Here is a 20779-nt window from a genome sequence, read left to right as displayed (position 1 = left end):
GCGCGTTCCCCATGGTCCTTCTCGGTCAGTGAATGCTCCGGATGCGGCTCCTCGCCGCTCGTCAGCGTCCAGCCAGGATCTCACCAACGTAACGGGCCACCGCGTGCACGGCGGCGATGGAACCCGGGTAGTCCATCCTCGTGGGCCCCACGACGCCCATGCCGCCGAGCACCGTGCCCGGCCCGTAACCGATGGATACCACCGAGGTGTCGCGCATCTCCTCGGCCTCGTTCTCCTCGCCGATGCGCACGGTGACCATGCTCCGCTCCTGGGCGGACGCCAGCAGCTTGAGCACCACCACCTGCTCCTCGAGCGCCTCGAGCACCCGGCGCAGCGAGTGCGGGAAGTCGGCGGCGCTGCGGGTGAGGTTGGCGGTGCCGCCGAGGAGCAGCCGCTCCTCCGGGTGCTCGACGAGCGTCTCGATCAGCACCGTCGACACCGCGATCATGGCGTCGCGGAGGTCGGCCGGCGCGGTGTTGGGCAGCTCGGCGACGGCGGCGGACGCGGCCGCGAGCGGCCGTCCCACGAGCGCGCCGTTGACCAGCGTGCGCAGCTGCGAGACGGCGTCGTCGGAGGTGACGTCGCCGAGGTCGACGACGCGCTGGTCGACCCGGCCGCTGTCGGTGATCACGACCACCATCAGCCGGGCGGGCGTGAGTTGCACGATCTCGCAGTGGCGCACGGTGGACCTGGTGAGCGTGGGGTACTGCACCACCGCGACCTGGCGGGTGAGCTGGGCGAGCAGCCGCACGCTGCGGCGGAGGACGTCGTCGAGGTCGACCGCGCCGTCGAGGAACGCCTGCACAGCGCGGCGCTCCGCCGACGAGAGCGGCTTGACCTGCGCCAACCGGTCGACGAACAACCGGTAGCCCTTGTCGGTGGGCACCCGCCCCGCGCTCGTGTGGGGCTGGGCGATCAGGCCCTCGTCCTCCAGCACCGCCATGTCGTTGCGGACGGTGGCGCTGGAGACACCCAGGTTGTGCCGCTCGACGATCATCTTCGAGCCGACGGGCTCGTGGGTGGCGACGTAGTCGGCGACGATCGCCCGCAGGACGGCGAAGCGTCGCTCGTCGGCGTTCACGACAGCGCTCCTCCCGGCGATGTTGTGTGGACTTCCCCCAGTCTATGTGCTCTGCGCTGGTGCGAGCGGGCCCGCGGGTGCCGCGCGCCGGCGAGCCCGAACCCGGCGGGGTGAAGCGGCGGCGACACTCCCGCCAGGACGGAGCCCCACGACCGCGCGAGCGGGCCGGCGCCGTTCTGCGGGGGAGGCGCGCAGGGAGCGAGGAACGAGCGACCGAGCACCGGCGGAGCAGAACGGCGCCTCGAAGGCCCGCGAGCCCGCCGGAGCGAAGCGGAGGCAAGAGGACACTGTGGTCCGTGCTGATCCGTCGCCCCGTCCTCGACGCCATCGCAGCCGGCACGGTGACGTGTCTGTTCCGGCGCTGGGACCGGCCGCGCGTGCGGGTGGGCGGCACGCAGCGCACGGCGGTGGGCGTCCTCGAGTTCACCTCGGTCGACCCCGTCGACGAGGCCGGGCTGACCGCCGACGACGCGCGAGCGGCGGGTTTCGCCGACCTCGCCGCCCTCCAGCGGGCTCAGCGCGGGGAGGGGCAGCTCCACCGGATCGGGGTGCGGCTCGCCGGGCCCGACCCGCGCGTGGCGCTGCGGGCGAAGCGGCGGCTGTCGCAGGCCGACCGCGCCGAGATCGACGCCCGGCTGGCGCGCATGGATCGGGCCTCGGCCAACGGGCCGTGGACCGCGGCGGTGCTGGAGCTGATCGCGGAGAACCCCGGAGTGCGCGCGCCCGACCTCGCCGCGCGCATGGGCCGGGAGACGCTGCCGTTCAAGCGCGACGTCCGCAAGCTCAAGGAGCTGGGGCTGACCGAGAGCCTGGAGGTCGGCTACCGGCTGTCGCCGCGCGGACGGGCCTACCGCCGCGGCTGATAGATCTCGCTTATCGGGAGATCACGAAGTTTGCTTTGACCCGCCGCAGGTCAGACGGCGACTGTCTACAGTATGACGACCAACGTCACCGATCTCGCCGCACTGCGGGTGGGGCGGGTACGCGAGATCGCGACCGCTCGCCGTGGGCTGCGCGGCCCCCTGATCCCGATACTCCACGCGATCCAGGAGGACCTCGGCCACATCGATCAGGCGGACGTCCCGGTGATCGCGGACGTGCTCAACCTCTCCGCCGCCGAGGTGCACGGGGTCGTCACGTTCTACCGCGACTTCCGCCGCGAACGGGGCGGTCGCACCACGCTCCGGATCTGCCGGGCCGAGGCCTGCCAGGCCGTCGGGGCGGAGGCGCTCGGCGCGCACGCCCGCCGCCGCCTCGGCGTCGACTTCGGCGAGACCACCTCCGACGGAGCCGTCACCCTCGACGAGGTCTTCTGCCTCGGCAACTGCGCACTCGGCCCCGCCGTGCAGGTCGACGGCCGCCTGCACGGCCGGGTGAGCCCCGCGCGCCTCGACGCGCTGCTCGGCGAGGTGGTCCCGTGAGCCGGGTGTTCGTCCCGAGGGACTCCGCCGCCCGGTCCGTCGGCGCCGACGCGGTGGCCGAGCGGCTCGTCGCCGCCGGCGCCGAGGTGGTGCGCACGGGCTCGCGCGGCATGCTCTGGCTGGAGCCCCTCGTCGAGGTGGAGACCCCAGCCGGCCGCGTCGGCTACGGGCCGGTGGCCCCGGAGGACGTCGACGGGCTGGTGGCGGCGGGCATGCTGGAGGGCCGCGGCGAGAACCTGGGCATCGTCGAGGACCTGCCGTGGATGCGCAGGCAGCAGCGGGTGACGTTCGCCCGCGTCGGGGTCGTCGACCCGCTCTCGCCCGACGACTACGTGGCCCACGGCGGCCTGGAAGGGCTGCGAGCTGCGCTGCGGACGAGCCCGACGGCGGTGGTCGAGGCCGTCGTCGAGTCGGGGCTGCGCGGCCGTGGGGGCGCCGGCTTCCCGACCGGGATCAAGTGGCGCACGGTCCTCGGCGCGCAGGCGGACATCAAGTTCGTCTGCTGCAACGCCGACGAGGGCGACTCCGGCACGTTCGCCGACCGGATGCTCATCGAGGGCGACCCGTTCACCCTCATCGAGGGCATGACGATCGCGGCGCACGCCGTCGGTGCCGGCGAGGGCTACGTCTACCTGCGCTCGGAGTACCCGGACGCGGTCGAGACCCTGACGGCGGCGATCGAGGCCGCCCGGGCGCGCGGCTGGCTCGGCGAGCGGATCCTCGGCTCGGACCTCAACTTCGACCTGCACGTCCGGGTCGGGGCGGGTGCCTACATCTGCGGCGAGGAGACCTCGATGCTGGAGAGCCTCGAGGGCAAGCGCGGCCAGGTGCGGGCCAAGCCGCCCATCCCGGCCCTCGAAGGGCTCTTCGGCCGCCCGACCGTCGTCAACAACGTGCTCTCGCTGGCCTCGGTGCCCGCGATCCTCGCCGACGGCGCCGCGAGCTACGCCGCGCTGGGCGTCGGCCGCTCTCGTGGCACCAGCGTGTTCCAGCTCGGCGGCAACATCGCGCGCGGCGGGGTCGTCGAGACCGCGTTCGGGATCACCCTCGGCGAGCTGGTGAACGACCTCGGCGGTGGCACCGCGTCCGGCCGCCCGGCCCGCGCCGTGCAGGTGGGCGGCCCGCTCGGGGCCTACCTGCCGGTCGAGAAGTTCGACCTGCCGATGGACTACGAGGCGTTCGCCGAGGCCGGGGCGATGCTCGGGCACGGCGGGATCGTCGTCTTCGACGACACGGTCGACATGGCCTCGATGGCCCGCTTCGCCTTCTCCTTCTGCGCCGAGGAGTCGTGCGGGAAGTGCACGCCGTGCCGGGTCGGTGCGGTGCGGGGCGTCGAGACGATCGACCGGATCCGCTCGGGTCAGGAGCGCGAGAAGAACCTCGTGCTGCTCGAGGACCTGTGCGAGCTGATGACCGACGGGTCGCTCTGCGCCATGGGCGGGCTGACCCCCATGCCCGTGCGCAGCGCGGTGCGCCACTTCGGGGAGGACTTCGCGAGATGAGTTTGCTGAAGGAACCGGACTACGGCACACCGGCCCGCGAGGGCGCCGCCACCGTCGAGGTCACGATCGACGGTGTCCCGGTCACCGTTCCGCCCGGCACGTCCGTGATGCGGGCGGCCAAGCAGGCCGGCCTCGACATCCCGAAGCTGTGCGCCACCGACTCCCTGGAGGCGTTCGGCTCCTGCCGCCTGTGCGTCGTCGAGATCGACGGCGCGCGCGGCACGCCCGCCTCGTGCACCACCCCAGTCGCCCCGGGGATGGTGGTGCGCACCCAGACCGAGAAGCTGGGCAAGCTGCGCCGCGGCGTGATGGAGCTCTACATCTCCGACCACCCGCTCGACTGCCTCACCTGCTCGGCCAACGGCGACTGCGAACTGCAGGACATGGCGGGCGTCACCGGGCTGCGCGAGGTGCGCTACGGCTCCGGCGTGGACGCCGGGGCCAACCACATGGACGCGCCGAAGGACACCTCGAACCCCTACTTCGACTTCGACGCCTCCAAGTGCATCGCCTGCTCGCGCTGCGTCCGGGCCTGCGACGAGGTGCAGGGCACCCTCGCCCTGACGATCGAGGGCCGCGGCTTCGACTCGAAGGTCGCGGCGGGCGCCGGTGTGTCGTTCATGGAGTCCGACTGCGTCTCGTGCGGCGCCTGCGTCCAGGCCTGTCCCACGGCGACGCTGCAGGAGAAGTCGGTCATCGAGCTGGGCATGCCCACCCGCAGCGTCGTCACCACCTGCGCCTACTGCGGCGTCGGCTGCTCGTTCAAGGCCGAGCTGCGCGGTGACGAGCTGGTCCGGATGGTGCCGTACAAGGACGGTGGCGCGAACGAGGGCCACTCGTGCGTGAAGGGCCGCTTCGCGTTCGGCTACGCCTCCCACCCCGACCGGGTGCTCGCGCCGCGGATGCGCGAGTCGATCGCCGACCCGTGGCGCGAGGTGTCCTGGGAGGAGGCGATCTCGTTCACCGCGCGGCGGCTCCGGGAGATCCAGGCCGCGCACGGCACGAGCTCGATCGGGGCGATCACCTCGTCGCGCACGACGAACGAGGAGGTCTACGCGGTCCAGAAGATGGTGCGCGCGGTGTTCGGCAACAACAACGTCGACACCTGCGCCCGCGTCTGCCACTCCCCGACCGGTTACGGGCTCAAGCAGACCTTCGGCACGTCGGCCGGCACCCAGGACTTCAAGTCCGTCGCGAAGTCCGACGTGATCCTGCTGATCGGGGCCAACCCCACCGACGGGCACCCGGTCTTCGCCTCGCGCATGAAGCGCAGGCTGCGGCAGGGCGCCGAGCTGATCGTCCTCGACCCGCGGCGCATCGACCTCGTCCGGTCCCCGCACGTCGAAGCCGCCCACCACCTGCAGCTCGCCCCCGGCACCAACGTCGCGGTCGTCAACGCGATGGCGCACGTGGTGGTCACCGAGGGCCTGGTCGACCGCGAGTTCGTCGAGGCCCGCTGCGAGGGCTTCGAGGAGTGGGAGGCGTTCATCGCCGGGCCCGAGCACAGTCCGGAAGCCGTGGAGGAGATCACCGGTGTGCCCGCCGCCGAGCTGCGGGCCGCGGCGAGGCTCTACGCGACCGGTGGGAACGCCGCCATCTACTACGGCCTCGGCGTCACCGAGCACAGCCAGGGCTCCACGATGGTCATGGGCATGGCCAACCTGGCGATGGCCACCGGCAACATCGGGCGCGACGGCGTCGGAGTCAACCCGCTGCGCGGCCAGAACAACGTGCAGGGGTCCTGCGACATGGGTTCGTTCCCGCACGAGCTGCCCGGCTACCGGCACGTCTCGGAGGACGGCGCCCGGGAGATCTACGAGCAGCTGTGGGGCACGCCGATCCTCGACGAGCCGGGGCTGCGCATCCCCAACATGTTCGACTCCGCGATCGACGGGTCGTTCCGCGCGCTCTTCGTCCAGGGCGAGGACATCGCGCAGTCCGACCCGAACACCCAGCACGTGCACGCCGCCCTCGCCGCGCTCGAGCTGCTCGTCGTGCAGGACCTGTTCGAGAACGAGACCGCGAAGTTCGCGCACGTGCTGCTGCCCGGCACCTCGTTCCTGGAAAAGGACGGCACGTTCACCAACGCCGAGCGGCGCATCAACCGCGTCCGCCCGGTGATGGCGCCGAAGACCGGCAAGCACGAGTGGCAGATCGTCTGCGAGATCGCGCAGGCGATGGGCTACCCGATGCACTACGACTCGGCCGACCAGATCATGGACGAGATCGCGCTCACCACGCCGACGTTCGCCGGGGTCTCGTTCGACCACCTCGACAAGGTCGGCAGCGTGCAGTGGCCGTGCAACGAGAAGGCGCCAGAAGGCACGCCGATCATGCACGTGGACGGGTTCGTGCGCGGCAAGGGCCGGTTCGTCGAGACCACCTACGTGCCGACGCGCGAGCGGAGCACCCGGAAGTTCCCGCTGATCCTCACCACCGGCCGGATCCTGTCCCAGTACAACGTGGGCGCGCAGACCCGGCGCACGGCCAACGTGGCCTGGCACCCCGAGGACCTGCTCGAACTGCACCCGCACGACGCCGAGGTGCGCGGCATCGCCGACGGCGACATGGTCGCGCTCTCCAGCCGGGTGGGGCGCACCACGCTGCGCGCGGTGATCGCGGAACGCATGCCGGTGGGGGTCTGCTACACGACCTTCCACCACCCGGTCACCGGAGCCAACGTCGTGACCACCGAGAACTCCGACTGGGCCACCAACTGCCCGGAGTACAAGGTCACGGCGGTGCAGGTCGCGCTCGCGCCGGAACAGGCGGCCGTACGCGACGAGCTCGCCTCCCGGCCGGTCCCCGCGGCGGGTGAGTGAGCAGATGGACGGCACACCTCCCCACGTGCGGCTGGCCAACGACATCGCCGCCCAGTTCACCCACAGGCCGCTCGACGAGGCCGCCGAGGCCATCGCCGCGCACGTCCGGGCGTTCTGGGAGCCGCGGATGCGCACCGCGCTCCTGGAGCACCTCTCCGCCGGGGGCGCGGGGCTCGACCCGATCGCGCTGCGAGCGGCGGAGCTGCTCCGCCCGGCCGGTGTGCGATGACCAGCGCGGACGTGCGGCACGCTGCGACCGTGACGGGAACGCTGGCGTGGGACGCGGCGCGCGAGGTGGCCCACGCCGCCGCGGCGGCGCTGCCTGCACGCGAGGTCGACCTCGCCGACGCCGACGGGGCGGTGCTGGCGGCCCCGCTGGTCGCGGCGGCGGACCACCCGCCGGTGCCGCGATCGGCGATGGACGGCTACGCGGTGCGGGGCGCTCCGCCGTGGACCGTGGTCGGGCGCGGACTTCAGGAGAGTGGCTTTCCTGCAGTGACGGGCCCCGCGCTCCTGAGCGAGGGGGAGGCATGCGCCGTGGTGACCGGCGCCCCCCTGCCCGCAGGCGCCACCGCCGTCCTGGCCGATGAGGATGCCGTCCGGGACGGGGACCTGCTGCGCGGCGCGGCGCCACGGGGCCGGCACATCCGGCCGGCCGCCGAGGAGTGCACCGCGGGCGATGAGGTGCTGCCCGCCGGCTCCCGGGTCACGCCGGTGGCACTGGGGCTCGCGGCCGCGCTGGGCCACGACCGGCTGCTCGTGCACCCGATGCCGCGGGTCACCGCGCTGGTCACCGGCGACGAGCTGGTCCGCAGCGGACCGCCGGGGCCGGGGCGGGTGCGGGACGCGATCGGCCCGATGCTCCCCGGGCTCGTCGCACGTGCGGGCGCCCGGCTCGCCGAGCCGGTTGCGGTCCCCGACAGCAGGACCCTTCTGCGTGCCGCGCTGGCGGCGGCCACCGGGTCGGCCGACCTGGTGCTCGTCTCGGGTTCGTCGGCGGCCGGCCCGGCCGACCACCTGCGGGCGACGCTCGGCGAGCTCGGCGCCGAGCTCCTCGTCGACGGCGTGCGGTGCCGCCCCGGGCACCCGCAGGCCCTGGCCCGGGTCGGCGACACGCTGGTGGTGGGGCTGCCGGGCAACCCCCTCGCCGCGCTGGCCGCGTTCCTGACCGTCGCCGTCCCCGCGCTGGCCGGGCTGCGCGGGGAACCGCTCCCGGCGCTGATGGCGGTGCCGGTCCAGGGCGGGATCGCCCGGCACCCGGTGCACACCCGGCTCGTCCCGGTGGCCGTCGAGCCGTCCGGGGCCGTGCCGGTGGGCCGTGCGGGCTCGGCGATGTTGCGGGGCGCGGCCGCCGCCGACGCCTTCGCCGTGGTCGACCCGGGCCCGGCGGACGCGATCGCCGCCCGCCTCCTCCCCCTCGACCCGGGAGCACGCCCGTGGGCCGTCTGATCGCCCGCCGCCCCGTCCTCCGGCTCACCCCGGACGGCACGAGCCGCCGACCGGACGCCCTCGCGGTGGAGGAGCCCCTCGAACTGCGCGTCGACGGGCACGCGCTCGCCGTGACGATGCGGACACCCGGTCACGACGTCGAGCTGGCGCACGGCTTCCTGCTCACCGAAGGCGTCATCGGCAGCGTCGACGACATCCGCGACGCCCGTTACTGCGGTTCACGCGACGAGGACGGCCGCAACACCTACAACGTGCTCGACATCCGCCTCGCCGAGGGCGTACCGCCGCCCAGCACGGGGGTCGAGCGCAACTTCTACACGACGTCGTCGTGCGGGGTGTGCGGCAAGGCGTCCCTGGACGCGGTGCGGCTGCGCTCGCGGTACTCCCCCATCGACGACCCGACCCGCGTGGCACCCGCGGTGCTGGGCGCCCTCCCCGACGTACTCCGCGACCGGCAGCGCGTGTTCGACAGCACCGGCGGCCTGCACGCCGCAGGCCTGTTCACCGCGGCAGGCGAGCCGCTCGTGGTGCGCGAGGACGTCGGGCGGCACAACGCGGTCGACAAGGTGCTGGGCTGGGCCCTCATGCAGCGCCGCGTCCCGGCAGGCGGATCCGTGCTCGTCGTGTCCGGGCGCGCGTCGTTCGAGCTGGTGCAGAAGGCCGTGATGGCCGGGGTGCCGGTGCTCGCCGCCGTCTCCGCGCCGTCCTCGCTGGCCGTCGAGCTGGCCGTCGAGTGCGGCCTGACCCTCGCCGGGTTCGTCCGCGACGGGCGGATGAACGTCTACAGCCGCACCGAGCGGCTCGCTCCGGCCGCACACGCCTCGTGAGGTCGGCCTATCCGTCCTGGCGCCACCGCTCCGCGTACCGCTGGGCGCGCTCGGCCCGCTCCTCCGCGTTGGCCTCCTCGCGCACGCGCGTGGGGGTGCCTCGCGGGTAGCCCGCCTTGAGCGTGCGGTGCTCGGCCGACTCGGTCGCGTAGACCATCGAGTAGAAGAGGCCGATCAGGGCACCGCCGAGGACGGCGCAGCCCCGCACCCACGGCGGCCCCGGCAGGAGCAGGTAGATCACCAGCAGCAGCGGAGCGAGCTGCGCGACCGCGCGCACCAGGTGCCGCAGCTGCCAAGTGCTGGTGGTGACGTCGTGCAGGACCCACTCGCGGTACTCGGACGGCAGCCGTGCTCCGTAGGCGTAGGCCAGCCAGCGCAGCGGTCCCGGACGACGCAGAGCCACGATTATCACCCCAACTTTTGGTGTCCCAAGTATCGTACGCTGGGAACGTGCCTGCCGAACCGCGCCGTGACGACTCCCACGCGGGCGACCTCCTGCGCCTGGACCGCCAGGTCTGCTTCGCGCTCTCCGTGGCGGCGCGCAACGTCGTCGCGCTCTACCGGCCGCTGCTCGAACCGATGGGGCTCACCCACCCGCAGTACCTGGTGATGCTCGCGCTGTGGGAACGCTCCCCGCGCTCGCTCACCGACCTGGCCACGGTGCTGTCACTGGATCCCGGCACGCTGTCACCCCTGCTCAAGCGGCTGGAGGTGGCCGGGCTGGTGTCCCGGGAGCGGGTGCGGGGCAACGAGCGCACGCTGGCGGTGGGCCTCACCGAGCGGGGACGTGCCCTGCGCGCCGAGGCGGAGCGGATCCCGCCGGCCGTGGTGGAACGGCTCGGCATGCCGCTGGCCGACCTCGAGCGCCTGCACGCCGAGCTCAGCGCCGTGATCGCGGCCACCCGCACCGCGGTGGCGCGAACCGGGGACGGGACCGATCAGCCGGCGGACGGCCTCACGGGCACGGCGCGGTGATGTCGCCCGGCGACGGGCCGTCGACCGGCTGGGCCGCCGTGACCCGGTTGCCGCAGAACGTCCCCTGCTGGGCGTCCGAGCCGATGCGCACCGGCTCGGCCGCTGCCCCGGAGAGGGTGTTGTTCTCCAGGACGTTCCCGCCGTTGTCGTAGTCGTCCTCGTCGTCGGCCTGGATCTTCACGTTCCAGCCTGCGCTGTCGGCGATGACGTTGCCGCGCACGATGTTGCCGTGGCCGCGCAGCTCGACGTTGCTGCCGTTGAACTCGCGGGGCTCCGTGTTGCCCGAGCACTCGTTGTTCTCGAACACGTTGCCGTGCGCGTTCTCCTTGACGTCGAGGCACTCGGAGCCGAACGTCCGGATGACGTTGCCGGTGATGGTGTTGTTCGAGCTGGTGTCGTTGTCGGCCATCGGCTGCTTGTCCGAGTTCGGGCTCGTGCCGATGTAGACGCCCTCGCCGTTGTGGTAGGGGAACCGGTCGTCATCATCGTCGTCGGTCTGGCCTGCGCGCAGCCCGCAGTACTGGATCACCGAGTCGGCGATCGTGTTGCCGTTGGCGTTGTTGCGCATGCGCACGCATTCCGTGCCGGCCTCGGTGAGGAACATGTTGCGGATCGTGATGCCGGTGACGTCGCGGGACGTGTCGGCCGAGCCGACGTAGATCAGCTTGCTGTCCTTGATCTGCGGCTGGGCGCCGTTCCTGAAGGCGTCCATCGCGGCGAGGTCGGTGGGCAGCTGATCCGCGCGCAGCTGGTCCTGCCCGTCGATCGTGAACCCTTCGAGCGTGTAGTAGCTGTGGTCGATGTTCACGATGCGACCGGTGCCGTACAGCACGGCCTGGTTGCGCCCCGACGGGTCCTTGCCGTTCTCGGGACCCCGGATCGTGATCGGCGCGGCGGGGTCCCCGTCGCGCTGGGTGGTGATCTGCTCGCGGTACTCACCGGGCGCGAGGTTGATCACCGTGCCCTCCTCCGCCTCGTCCAGCGCGGCCTGGATGGTGCGCAGCGGTGCGGCCTGCGACCCGTCGTTCCCGTCGTTGCCGGCCGGGCTGACGTAGAGCTGCACCCCTTCCGCGGCGGGCTCCGGGGATGGATCCGGAGTCGATCCGCCCATCCTCGAGAAGATCACGACGATGACGATGATGACGATCGCTGCGATCGCCATCCCCGCGATCGCGATGTTCCGGCGGGTGTTGTTGATCGGGGAGTTCTGGCTCATGTGTTGTGGGATCCAGTGTGCGAGTCGGGTGAGGGCGCGCCGCCGCAGTCTCGCGACGCTTCCTTCATGTGGACGTAAAGCACAGCCGGTCGGTTCCGCCATTCCGGTGGTCGCTCGACGAACGGGGGGCTGGAGGACGTGAAGTCACACGGATGCCCCGGCCAACAGATCGTGCACCACCCGGTCGGCGAGGAGGCGGCCCTGCCTGGTGAGCACCGCCCGGCCCGCCGCCAGTGCTGCCGGGTCGAGCAGGCCGTCGGCGCCCGCTCGCCTCGCGGCGGCCGTGCCGGGCCCGTCGAGGAGGGTCAGCGGGAGACCGGCGGCGAGCCGCAGCCGCAACATCACGCGCTCGGTGTGCCGCTCGGCGTCGGTGAGCAGCTCGCGATCGGCCTCCGGCGACTCCCCCGCCGTCAGGAGGCCTGCGTAGCGGGCGGGGTGCTTGACGTTCCACCACCGCACGCCCGCGAGGTGGGAGTGGGCGCCCGGGCCGAGGCCCCACCAGTCGCCGTCCTGCCAGTAACCGGTGTTGTGCCGGCAGACGGCCTCTGGCGAGGCCGCCCAGTTCGACACCTCGTACCAGTCGAAGCCGGCGCCGGCGAGCCGGTCGTCGATCATCTCGTAGCGGGCGGCGGCCACGTCGTCATCGGGGGCGGGGAGCTCGCCACGGGCCACCCGGCGGGCGAGCGCGGTGCCGTCCTCGACGATCAGGGAGTACGCGGAGACGTGGTCGACCCCCGCGTCGAGCACGGCGTCGAGCGAGGCGCGCAGGTCGTCGTCGGTCTCGCCGGGCGTCGCGTAGATCAGGTCCAGGTTGACGTGCCCGATGCCTGCCGCGCGCGCCTCGCGGGCCGCCGCCACCGCCCGGCCCGGCGTGTGGCGCCGCTCCAGCACCCGCAGCACGTGCTGCGCCGCCGACTGCATGCCCAGCGACACCCGGGTGAACCCGGCCGCCGCCAGCCCGGCGAAGAACTCGGGTGACGTCGACTCGGGGTTGGACTCGGTGGTGACCTCGGCACCCGGCGTCAGCCCGAACGCGCCCCGGACCGCGTCGAGCACCTCGCCGAGCCGCGCGGCCCCGAGCAGCGACGGGGTACCGCCGCCCACGAACACGGTGTCGACCGGCCGCCGCCCGACCGTGCGGACGGCGAGCTCGAGCTCCTGCCGCACGGCCGCGAGCCACCCGTCCGGGGACGCGCCGGACCCGGCCAGCTCCGAGGCCGTGTAGGTGTTGAAGTCGCAGTAGCCGCACCGCGCCGCGCAGAACGGCACGTGGACGTAGATCCCGAAGGGCGGCACGGGGAACGAGTCTGCCAGGTCACCGCACGCGCTCGCCGCGGGCGAACACCGCGACCGGGTGGCACAGCACGGCGAGGTCGGCGAGCGGGTCGCCTGCGACGGCCATGACGTCGGCGTCGAAGCCCGCGGTGAGCCGGCCCTTGCGGTCGCCCACGCCGCAGACGGCCGCCGCGGTCGCCGTGCACGTCCGCAGGGCGTCGGCTGCCGGTACGCCGAGCGACGCGAGGTGCGCGACTCCGTACGGGAGCGTCGCGTGCGGCTTGACGGGGCCGATCCCCGAGTCGGTGCCCACGACGATCCGCGCGCCCTCCCGCCACAGCCGCGCGAACAGCGCGCCGAGGAGCGGGATCACGCGAACGATCTGCGGCGGCGGCGGAACGTCGGACGGCGCGACGCCACCGGTGAAGCCGACCGCGACCTGCCGCCGCACGAGCGCGTCGACGAGGTCGGCAGGCGCATCGACGCCGTCGGGGGTGCGGAACCCGCAGTGCTCGATTCCGTCGACGCCCGCGACCAGCGCGTTGCGGATCCCCTCGACCCCGTGGGAGTGGGCCGTGACGGGCAGGTCGCACCGGTGCGCCTCGTCGACGAGGGCGCGCAGCTCGTCCGGCGTGAACTGGGGCTCGAGCGGCATCGAGCCGGGCGTGAGCTCGCCCCCGCTCGCCATCACCTTGACCACGTCGACGCCCCGCTCCGCCCGCTCCCGCGCCGCGGCACGCATCCCGTCGATGCCGCTCGCCTCCCCGCCGAGGAAGTGGCAGTGCCCTCCAGGGGTGGTGACCGGCGGGCCCGCGGCGAGGATCGTGGGCAGCGGGCCGGGCACCCCGCCGCCCCGCAGCTCCAGCGCGAGGTAGCCGCGGTCCCCGAGGTCGCGCACCGTCGTCACCCCGGCCAGCAGCTGGACACGCGCGGCGGCGGCCATCGCCGCGAGCAACTCGTCGTCGTCCTGCGCGACGAGGGTGCCGACCGGATCGGTGCTCGCGTCGAACCCGAGGTGCACGTGGGTGTCGACGAGCCCGGGCAGCAGCGTGGCGCCGGGCAGGTCCACCAGCTCGGCGTCCGGCGGGACGGCGGCGCGCGGCCCGCAGGCGACCTCGCTGATCCGGCCGTCGGCCACCAGCACGAGCGGGTCCCGGACCAGCCCGCTGCCGTCGAAGAGTGCCGCCGCCCGGATCGCCGTGCGTCCCATCGCGCCTCCAGCCCTTTCGGAACCAGGTCGCAGATTCGGGATCATGCGTTTCCGGGAGCTACGTGTTCGTGCTGCCGGGCCGCTGCGCGCGCCGGGCCTCGTCCCCGCCGAACAGCGCCGAGCCGGCCCGGTGCCCCCGCCACAGCTGCGGCCGCAGGCGCTGCACGGCTTCGGCGACCTGGAGCAGCTGCCCCCGTCCGGTGCCGAGGGTCACGAGCCACCGCTGCTCCTCGCCGGGAGCCCTCAGCCGCCCGAGCGTCCAGGCCGCCTCCAGCTCCGGGTGCCGCGCGACGGCCTCCGCGTCCGCCGGGTACAGCTCCAGCCAGACCGGTACCGCCGCCATGCGGCGCGTCACCCAGGGCACCACGTCGTTCGGGGTGCCGCGCAGCTGACGGCGAAGGGCGGCCTCGTTCATCATCACGCCAACGCCCGACAGCTCCGTCCAGCCCAGGCGCACCATGACCTTCCCGCGCCCGTTCCACACGCGGATCCCCTCGTGGTCCACCACCAACCGGGCGGGCATCCGGGGGCGGCTGACCAGCACCCAGAGGTAGAGGAGCACGATCAGCAGGCCGACGGCGCCTGCGATCAGCCGCACGGCCGTTCCCTCCGGCCCGGCGACCAGCGTGGCGAGGCAGCCCGCCGCGACCAGCAGGGCGCTCACGTGACCGATCCACCGCGCGGCGGCCGTGGATCGGGGGCGGGATCTGAGATCGATCTCGTTCGGCGCCACGACGCGGAAGCGTAGGGCGGGGGACCGCCGGCACGGGGTGGTTCGGCGGAACTCGTGTGAGCCCGCTCCCAGCATGCGGACGCCGATGGATCGTGGACCGGACAAGTGGCACCCTGGCTGTCATGCACGCGCTGACCCTGCGACTCGTGGCTCGTCGCCACGTGGATCTGCGCCGGGTGAGCAGCGCTCTCTGTCGGTCTCGCTGATCTCGCGCCCCCCGACCCCCACCACCTCAGCCGAGTCCCGCCGCCGGTCCTGCGCGGCGCGGCCGTGCTGCGATCCGGAGGCTTGAGCCTTGCCCCCCACCACGCCCGTGAAACGCAAGCGCGGCGAAGGCCAGTGGAAGCTGGGCCACCGCGAGCCGCTCAACCCCAACGAGCGCACCAAGAAGGACGACGACGGCCTCAACGTCCGGGCGCGCATCGAGAACATCTACTCGAAGCGGGGGTTCGACTCGATCGACCCCGCCGACCTGCGTGGCCGGATGCGCTGGTGGGGGCTCTACACCCAGCGCCGCCCCGGGATCGACGGCGGCCGCACCGCGGCGCTGGAGCCCGAGGAGCTCGACGACCGCTACTTCATGCTGCGTGTCCGCATCGACGGTGGGGCGCTCACCACCGACCAGCTGCGGGTGGTCGGTGAGATCAGCCGGGACCACGCGCGCGACACCGCCGACATCACCGACCGGCAGAACGTCCAGTACCACTGGATCGAGATCGAGGACGTTCCGACGATCTGGCAGAAGCTCGAGTCCGTCGGCCTGATGACGACCGAGGCGTGCGGCGACACCCCGCGCGTGATCCTCGGCTCCCCGGTCGCCGGGATCGCCGCCGACGAGGAGATCGACCCCGAGCCGGCGATCCGCACCATCCTGGACCGCTACATCGGCAGCCCGGAGTTCTCCAACCTGCCCCGCAAGTTCAAGACGGCGATCTCCTGGCAGCAGGACGTCGCCCACGAGGTCAACGACGTCTCGTTCGTCGGCGTCGTGCACCCCGAGCACGGGCCTGGTTTCGACGTCTGGGTCGGCGGCGGGCTGTCCACCAACCCCAAGATCGCCCAGCGGCTCGGGACGTGGGTCCCGCTCGACGAGGTGCCCGACGTGTGGGCCGGGATCATCTCGATCTTCCGCGACTACGGCTACCGCCGGCTGCGCCACCGGGCCCGGATCAAGTTCCTCATCGCCGACTGGGGCGCCGCGGAGTTCCGCCGCGTGCTGGAGGAGGAGTACCTCGGCCGGAAGCTGGCCGACGGTCCTGCCCCCGCGATCCCCGAGCTGCCGATCGACCACGTCGGTGTGCACAAGCAGAAGGACGGCCGCAACTACGTCGGCGCCGCGCCCGCCTCCGGCCGGGTCTCCGGCTCCACGCTCGTGGCGTTGGCGAAGGCGGCCGAGACCGCGGGGTCGAGCCGGGTGCGGCTCACCGCGCAGCAGAAGGTCGTGGTGCTCGACGTCTCCGACGAGAACGTGGCCTCGCTGTCCGCCGAGCTCGGTGCGCTGGGTCTGCAGGTCGAACCGTCGCCGTGGCGGCGCTCCACGATGGCCTGCACCGGCATCGAGTTCTGCAAGCTCGCGATCGTCGAGACCAAGGAGCGGGCGATCCGCCTGGTCGAGGACCTGGAGCAGCGGCTCGCCGACGTGTCACCCGACGTGCCGATCTCCATCCACCTCAACGGCTGCCCCAACGCCTGCGCCCGCACCCAGGTGGCCGACATCGGGCTCAAGGGCCAGATCGTCACCGACGCCGAGGGCAAGCAGGTCGAGGGATTCCAGGTGCACCTCGGCGGCGGCCTCGGCCTGGACGCCGGGTTCGGTCGCAAGCTGCGCGGCCTGAAGGTCACCAGCGCCGAGCTGGGCGAGTACGTCGAGCGGGTCGTGCGCCGGTTCGTGGCGCAGCGCACCGACGGCGAGCGGTTCGCCCAGTGGGTGCTGCGGGCCGAGGAGGCCGAGCTCAAATGAGCGAGAGAGCCGTTCCGTTCTACTGCCCGTACTGCGGCGACGAGGACCTGCGCCCGTCGGAGGCATCGCACGGCGCCTGGTACTGCGCCGCCTGCCTGCGCACCTTCTCGCTGAAGATGATCGGCATCGGAGTTCCGGAGGTTTCGCGATGAGCCTGGCAACGGAAGTCGATTTGCGCGCGCTCGCCGAGCGCGGCTCGGAAGAGCTCGGACCGGACGCCACGGCGCAGCAGGTGCTCGCCTGGGCCGCCCGGACGTTCGACCGCCTGATCGTCGCATCGAACATGCAGGACGCGGTGCTCGTCGAGCTGGCGGCGAAGGCCCGCCCCGGCGTCGACGTGCTGTTCCTCGACACCGGCTACCACTTCGCCGAGACGATCGGCACCCGCGACGCCGTCGAGACCGTCTACGACGTGCGGATCGTCAACGCGACGCCCGAGCACACGGTCGCCGAGCAGGACTCGCTGCTGGGCAAGGACCTGTTCGCCCGCGACCCCAACCAGTGCTGCGCGCTGCGCAAGGTCGCACCGCTGCAGAAGACCCTCGCCGGCTACGACGCGTGGGTCACCGGCGTGCGCCGGGTGGAGGCGCCGACGCGGGCGAACACCCCGCTCGTCACCTACGACGAGAAGTTCGGCCTTGTGAAGATCAACCCGATCGCCGCGTGGACCGACGAGGAGATGGATGCCTACATCGCCGAGAACAACGTGCTGGTGAACCCGCTGGTCGCCGAGGGCTACCCGTCGATCGGCTGCGCGCCGTGCACGGCGCGGCCGGCCCCGGGCGCCGACAAGCGCTCCGGGCGCTGGGCGGGCACGGGCAAGATCGAGTGCGGGCTGCACGTCTCATGACCGCGACGCTGCCCATCGCCCCGGCGTCCGCGCTCGATGCGCTGGACGCCCTCGAGTCCGAGGCCATCCACATCTTCCGCGAGGTGGCGGGTGAGTTCGACCGGCCGGTGATCCTCTTCTCCGGCGGCAAGGACTCCACGCTGCTGGTGCACCTCGCCGTCAAGGCGTTCGCCCCCGCGCCCGTGCCGTTCCCGCTGCTGCACGTCGACACCGGGCACAACTACCCGGAGGTCATCGACTTCCGGGACCGGCTCGTCGAGCGGCTCGGCCTGCGCCTCGAGGTCGCGCACGTCCAGGACTGGATCGACGACGGCCGGCTGGTCGAGCGCCCGGACGGCACGCGCAACCCCCTGCAGACCGTCCCCCTGCTCGACACGATCAACGAGCACCGCTTCGACGCCGTGTTCGGCGGCGGGCGCCGCGACGAGGAACGTGCGCGGGCCAAGGAGCGGATCATGAGCCTGCGCGACTCGTTCGGCCGCTGGGACCCGCGCAAGCAGCGCCCCGAGCTGTGGAACCTGTACAACGGCCGGCACGCTCCCGGCGAGCACGTGCGCGTGTTCCCGATCTCCAACTGGACGGAGCTGGACGTCTGGCGCTACATCCAGCGTGAGGGCATCGAGCTGCCGTCGATCTACTACGCCCACCAGCGCGAGGTGTTCCGCCGCGACGGGATGTGGCTCGCGGAGGGGCCGTGGGGCGGTCCGCGCGGCGACGAGGCGCTGGTGAAGAAGTCGGTGCGCTACCGCACCGTCGGCGACGGCTCGTGCACCGGTGCCGTCGAGTCCACCGCCACCACGCTCGACGAGGTCATCGCCGAGGTCACGGCATCCCGACTCACCGAGCGCGGCGCCACGCGGGCCGACGACCGGCTGTCGGAGGCCGCCATGGAGGACCGGAAGCGCGAGGGCTACTTCTGATGACACGCGATCTCCTGCGCTTCGCGACGGCGGGCAGCGTCGACGACGGCAAGTCCACGCTGGTCGGGCGGCTGCTCTACGACACCAAGTCGGTGCTCGCCGACCAGATCGAGGCCGTGCAGCGGGCGTCGGTGGACAAGGGGCTCTCCACCCCTGACCTGTCATTGCTGGTCGACGGCCTGCGCGCCGAGCGCGAGCAGGGCATCACGATCGACGTCGCGTACCGCTACTTCGGCACCCCGAAGCGCGAGTTCGTGCTCGCCGACACCCCTGGCCACGTGCAGTACACCCGCAACACGGTCACCGGGGCGTCCACCGCGGAGCTGGCCGTGCTGCTCGTCGACGCCCGCAACGGCGTCGTCGAGCAGACGCGGCGGCACGCGGCCGTGCTCGCACTGCTGCGCGTGCCGCGGCTCGTGCTGGCCATCAACAAGATCGACCTGGTCGACTACGACGAGGGCGTCGCCCGCGCCATCGAGAAGGACTTCGACGAGCTGGCCCGCACGCTCGGGTTCGCCTCGGACGCGGTCGTCACGATCCCGGTCTCGGCGCTCGCCGGCGACAACGTCGTGGAACGCTCCGAGCGCACCCCCTGGTACGAGGGCCCGACGCTGCTGGGACACCTGGAGTCGGTGCCGGTCACCGGCCCAGAGGTGGCCGCCCCGTTCCGGATGCCGGTGCAGTACGTGATCCGTCCGCGCAAGGACGAGCTCCACGACTACCGCGGCTACGCGGGTCAGGTCGCCGCGGGCACCGTGGCGCCCGGCGACGAGGTCGTCGTGCTGCCCGGCGGCGCGCGCACCACGGTGGCCGCCGTCCGGACGGCCGACGGTCCGCTCGATTCCGCGGCCGCGGGTCGCAGCGTCACCGTGCTCCTGGACGACGACATCGACATCTCCCGTGGCGACGTCCTCGCCTCGGCCGCGGAGCCCCCGCGGGTCACCGACGAGCTGGACGCCACCCTCTGCTGGCTCGCCGAGAAGCCGCTGCGCCCCGGCGCCCGGCTGCTGCTCAAGCACGGCACCCGCGTCACCCAGGTGATCGTGGGCGCGGTCGGCGAGCGGCTGTCGCTGGACTCCGACGTCCCACTCTGGGAGCCGGCACCCGAGCAGCTCGGGATCAACGACATCGCGCACGCTTCGCTGCGGACGGCCGACCCGCTGCCCGTCGACGAGTACGCCGACATCCGCGCCACCGGCAGCTTCCTGCTCATCGACCCGCCCACCGGCAACACCCTCGCCGCGGGGCTGGTGGGCACGCCGCTCGCGGTGGCGCGCTAGGGCACCAGGCATGTCACCGGCACTCGTCGCCGTCGCGCACGGCAGTCGCGACCCGCGCTCGGCCGCCACGGTGGCCGCGCTGGTCGACGAGGTGCGCCGGCAGCAGCCGGGCCTGGATGTTCGGCTGTCCTTCCTGGACCTGTCCGCGCCCCGGCTGCCGGACGTCCTCGACGGCGTGGCCGCCGACGGGCACCGGCGTGCCGTGGTGGTGCCGCTCCTGCTCGGGCACGCCTTCCACGCGCGCGTCGACGTGCCGGGCGCGGTCACCCAGGCCGCGTCCCGGCTGCCCGGCCTGGACATCACGACCAGTCCGGTGCTCGGCGGGCACCGGGGTCTCTCGACGGCCGCGCTGCGCCGCCTCGCCGCGGCGGTCGCCGGCCCTCTGCACGACCCGGGACTCGGGGTGGTGCTCGCCGCGATCGGGTCCTCGCACGCACCGGCCAACGCGGCCGTCGCCGACCTCGTGGCCGGATGGACCCGCCGGTTCGGCTGGCACGGCGGCTGCGCGGCGTTCGCGACGACGACCACGCCCACCGTCTCGCAGGCGATCGCCGACCTCCGCGCGAGCGGCGCCCGCCGGGTGGCAGTCGCCCAGTGGATCCTCGCGCCAGGCCTGCTGCCCGATCGGATCGTCCGGGACGCCACCGCAGCAGGCGCGCCCGTCGCTGACGCGCTCGCGGCCGATCCGGGCGTGGTCCGCGCGGTACTCGACCGCTACGACGACACCGCCGCCGGATCCGCACGTCGGCGGGCGGCCAGCTGAGCGGCGCGCAAGCGCGTCCATGCTCTGGCCCCATCCGTGGTCCTGCTCACGCCGGCGGCTCGTCGTTTCCCGCGAGGCGGACCCGCACCAGCTGACCAGCGCGTGCCGAGCGGCTCGGACCCGGAAAAACCGCTGGCCAGAGCCCTGTGCAGAAGTACGGACAAAGACTTGCCGGAACGGGTGGAGCCCGCCGGCAGAAGTCCGGACATTTCAGCGCGATCCCGCAGCGCGGACACCTGGTTGTCCTGGTGATTCCGGGGACGCACGATGGTGTGGTGTCCCCGTCCGCGCTCCTGCCCGCCGGTTCCCGGCGGTCCGAGTCGTCGATGAGGGCCTTCCTGCACTCGGACCTCGAGCGGTTCTGGCCCTCGCGCCGGTGCCACGCGTTCGACGAGTTCTGTCTCTGAGTCTCCGCACCGCCCGCTGACGCCGTCGCGCGCCCGCGCTCGTTCGCCGCCGGTGCGCGCCGCCTGGCCCCCGACTCCAGACAGGACA

Annotated in this window: 21 protein-coding genes; 15 read left to right on the top strand and 6 right to left on the bottom strand. The window is 73.0% G+C overall.

Annotated elements, in window-relative coordinates; translation table 11 throughout:
* Positions 1-61 precede the first annotated feature (61 nt).
* A complete protein-coding gene (gene hrcA, locus FB388_RS04330; protein WP_211361761.1) occupies positions 62-1081 on the bottom strand; it encodes a heat-inducible transcriptional repressor HrcA in 1020 nt (339 codons plus the stop codon).
* Between the two features lie 296 nt (positions 1082-1377).
* On the opposite strand from hrcA, the gene FB388_RS04325 reads away from it, so the two are divergent.
* From FB388_RS04325 to fdhD, 7 genes are all read left to right on the top strand, one after another.
* Positions 1378-1944, top strand: a complete 567-nt coding sequence (locus FB388_RS04325; RefSeq protein ID WP_142097191.1) for an ASCH domain-containing protein — start codon at positions 1378-1380, stop codon at positions 1942-1944.
* Between the two features lie 72 nt (positions 1945-2016).
* The gene (locus FB388_RS04320; RefSeq protein WP_142097188.1) at positions 2017-2502 is read left to right on the top strand and encodes a formate dehydrogenase subunit gamma; all 486 of its coding nucleotides are present in this window, start codon (positions 2017-2019) and stop codon (positions 2500-2502) included.
* Positions 2499-4004 carry a formate dehydrogenase beta subunit gene (locus FB388_RS04315; RefSeq protein ID WP_142097184.1) on the top strand — a complete coding sequence of 502 codons (1506 nt, stop codon included), beginning with the start codon at positions 2499-2501 and terminating at the stop codon, positions 4002-4004. Before FB388_RS04320 ends, FB388_RS04315 begins: the two co-directional genes overlap by 4 nt.
* Entirely contained in the window at positions 4001-6826 is a 2826-nt protein-coding gene (fdhF, locus tag FB388_RS04310) for a formate dehydrogenase subunit alpha (RefSeq protein ID WP_142097181.1), read from the top strand. Before FB388_RS04315 ends, fdhF begins: the two co-directional genes overlap by 4 nt.
* Positions 6819-7055 carry a formate dehydrogenase subunit delta gene (locus FB388_RS04305; RefSeq protein ID WP_246121597.1) on the top strand — a complete coding sequence of 79 codons (237 nt, stop codon included), beginning with the start codon at positions 6819-6821 and terminating at the stop codon, positions 7053-7055. Before fdhF ends, FB388_RS04305 begins: the two co-directional genes overlap by 8 nt.
* Before the next feature lie 29 nt (positions 7056-7084).
* The gene (locus FB388_RS04300) at positions 7085-8275 is read left to right on the top strand and encodes a molybdopterin molybdotransferase MoeA (RefSeq protein ID WP_142097178.1); all 1191 of its coding nucleotides are present in this window, start codon (positions 7085-7087) and stop codon (positions 8273-8275) included.
* The gene (gene fdhD / locus FB388_RS04295; RefSeq protein WP_142097175.1) at positions 8263-9102 is read left to right on the top strand and encodes a formate dehydrogenase accessory sulfurtransferase FdhD; all 840 of its coding nucleotides are present in this window, start codon (positions 8263-8265) and stop codon (positions 9100-9102) included. Before FB388_RS04300 ends, fdhD begins: the two co-directional genes overlap by 13 nt.
* Positions 9103-9109: 7 nt before the next feature.
* Here the strand turns inward: fdhD and FB388_RS04290 are convergent, their stop codons facing one another.
* Positions 9110-9505, bottom strand: a complete 396-nt coding sequence (locus FB388_RS04290; protein ID WP_142097172.1) for a DUF5313 family protein — start codon at positions 9503-9505, stop codon at positions 9110-9112.
* A gap of 47 nt (positions 9506-9552) precedes the next feature.
* On the opposite strand from FB388_RS04290, the gene FB388_RS04285 reads away from it, so the two are divergent.
* Positions 9553-10077: a MarR family winged helix-turn-helix transcriptional regulator gene (locus FB388_RS04285; protein WP_246121595.1), complete on the top strand. Its 525-nt coding sequence runs from the start codon at positions 9553-9555 to the stop codon at positions 10075-10077.
* Here the strand turns inward: FB388_RS04285 and FB388_RS04280 are convergent.
* The 4 genes from FB388_RS04280 to FB388_RS04265 all read right to left on the bottom strand — a co-directional run bounded on the left by FB388_RS04280 (position 10058) and on the right by FB388_RS04265 (position 14442).
* A complete protein-coding gene (locus FB388_RS04280; protein ID WP_211361760.1) occupies positions 10058-11293 on the bottom strand; it encodes a DUF1565 domain-containing protein in 1236 nt (411 codons plus the stop codon). The genes FB388_RS04285 and FB388_RS04280 overlap by 20 nt on opposite strands.
* A gap of 144 nt (positions 11294-11437) precedes the next feature.
* The gene (hemW, locus tag FB388_RS04275; protein ID WP_246121593.1) at positions 11438-12589 is read right to left on the bottom strand and encodes a radical SAM family heme chaperone HemW; all 1152 of its coding nucleotides are present in this window, start codon (positions 12587-12589) and stop codon (positions 11438-11440) included.
* Between the two features lie 19 nt (positions 12590-12608).
* Complete coding sequence (locus FB388_RS04270; RefSeq protein ID WP_142097164.1) at positions 12609-13778, bottom strand: amidohydrolase family protein; 1170 nt, start codon at positions 13776-13778, stop codon at positions 12609-12611.
* Between the two features lie 58 nt (positions 13779-13836).
* Positions 13837-14442, bottom strand: a complete 606-nt coding sequence (locus FB388_RS04265; protein WP_142097161.1) for a hypothetical protein — start codon at positions 14440-14442, stop codon at positions 13837-13839.
* A gap of 191 nt (positions 14443-14633) precedes the next feature.
* On the opposite strand from FB388_RS04265, the gene FB388_RS41130 reads away from it, so the two are divergent.
* The 7 genes from FB388_RS41130 (at position 14634) to FB388_RS04235 (ending at position 20284) form a co-directional block, all read left to right on the top strand.
* Positions 14634-14717: a putative leader peptide gene (locus FB388_RS41130; protein ID WP_425468552.1), complete on the top strand. Its 84-nt coding sequence runs from the start codon at positions 14634-14636 to the stop codon at positions 14715-14717.
* A gap of 89 nt (positions 14718-14806) precedes the next feature.
* Positions 14807-16471: a nitrite/sulfite reductase gene (locus tag FB388_RS04260; RefSeq protein ID WP_142097159.1), complete on the top strand. Its 1665-nt coding sequence runs from the start codon at positions 14807-14809 to the stop codon at positions 16469-16471.
* A complete protein-coding gene (locus FB388_RS04255) occupies positions 16468-16623 on the top strand; it encodes a PDDEXK family nuclease (protein WP_075952119.1) in 156 nt (51 codons plus the stop codon). The genes FB388_RS04260 and FB388_RS04255 overlap by 4 nt, the downstream gene beginning before the upstream one ends.
* Positions 16620-17321 carry a phosphoadenylyl-sulfate reductase gene (locus FB388_RS04250; protein ID WP_142097156.1) on the top strand — a complete coding sequence of 234 codons (702 nt, stop codon included), beginning with the start codon at positions 16620-16622 and terminating at the stop codon, positions 17319-17321. The genes FB388_RS04255 and FB388_RS04250 overlap by 4 nt, the downstream gene beginning before the upstream one ends.
* Entirely contained in the window at positions 17318-18241 is a 924-nt protein-coding gene (gene cysD, locus FB388_RS04245) for a sulfate adenylyltransferase subunit CysD (RefSeq protein WP_142097152.1), read from the top strand. Before FB388_RS04250 ends, cysD begins: the two co-directional genes overlap by 4 nt.
* A complete protein-coding gene (locus tag FB388_RS04240) occupies positions 18241-19521 on the top strand; it encodes a sulfate adenylyltransferase subunit 1 (protein WP_142097149.1) in 1281 nt (426 codons plus the stop codon). The genes cysD and FB388_RS04240 overlap by 1 nt, the downstream gene beginning before the upstream one ends.
* Before the next feature lie 10 nt (positions 19522-19531).
* Positions 19532-20284, top strand: coding sequence for a sirohydrochlorin chelatase (locus FB388_RS04235; protein WP_142097146.1), 753 nt, complete (start codon positions 19532-19534; stop codon positions 20282-20284).
* Positions 20285-20779: the final 495 nt, after the last annotated feature.

The organism is Pseudonocardia cypriaca, from assembly GCF_006717045.1.
GTDB classification, from domain to species: Bacteria; Actinomycetota; Actinomycetes; order Mycobacteriales; family Pseudonocardiaceae; genus Pseudonocardia; species Pseudonocardia cypriaca.
Note: the sequence above shows the minus strand (reverse complement) of the source record. Positions and strands in the feature narration are given on the sequence as shown.

What these genes read in the sequence shown, in the direction of transcription:
- FB388_RS04320 (WP_142097188.1), top strand. Translation starts at nt 2,017, where the DNA reads ATGACGACCAACGTCACCGATCTCGCCGCACTGCGGGTGGGGCGGGTA.
- fdhF (WP_142097181.1), top strand. Translation starts at nt 4,001, where the DNA reads ATGAGTTTGCTGAAGGAACCGGACTACGGCACACCGGCCCGCGAGGGC.
- FB388_RS04280 (WP_211361760.1), bottom strand. Translation starts at nt 11,293, where the DNA reads ATGAGCCAGAACTCCCCGATCAACAACACCCGCCGGAACATCGCGATC.
- FB388_RS04270 (WP_142097164.1), bottom strand. Translation starts at nt 13,778, where the DNA reads ATGGGACGCACGGCGATCCGGGCGGCGGCACTCTTCGACGGCAGCGGG.
- FB388_RS41130 (WP_425468552.1), top strand. Translation starts at nt 14,634, where the DNA reads ATGCACGCGCTGACCCTGCGACTCGTGGCTCGTCGCCACGTGGATCTG.
- FB388_RS04255 (WP_075952119.1), top strand. Translation starts at nt 16,468, where the DNA reads ATGAGCGAGAGAGCCGTTCCGTTCTACTGCCCGTACTGCGGCGACGAG.
- FB388_RS04250 (WP_142097156.1), top strand. Translation starts at nt 16,620, where the DNA reads ATGAGCCTGGCAACGGAAGTCGATTTGCGCGCGCTCGCCGAGCGCGGC.
- cysD (WP_142097152.1), top strand. Translation starts at nt 17,318, where the DNA reads ATGACCGCGACGCTGCCCATCGCCCCGGCGTCCGCGCTCGATGCGCTG.
- FB388_RS04240 (WP_142097149.1), top strand. Translation starts at nt 18,241, where the DNA reads ATGACACGCGATCTCCTGCGCTTCGCGACGGCGGGCAGCGTCGACGAC.
- FB388_RS04235 (WP_142097146.1), top strand. Translation starts at nt 19,532, where the DNA reads ATGTCACCGGCACTCGTCGCCGTCGCGCACGGCAGTCGCGACCCGCGC.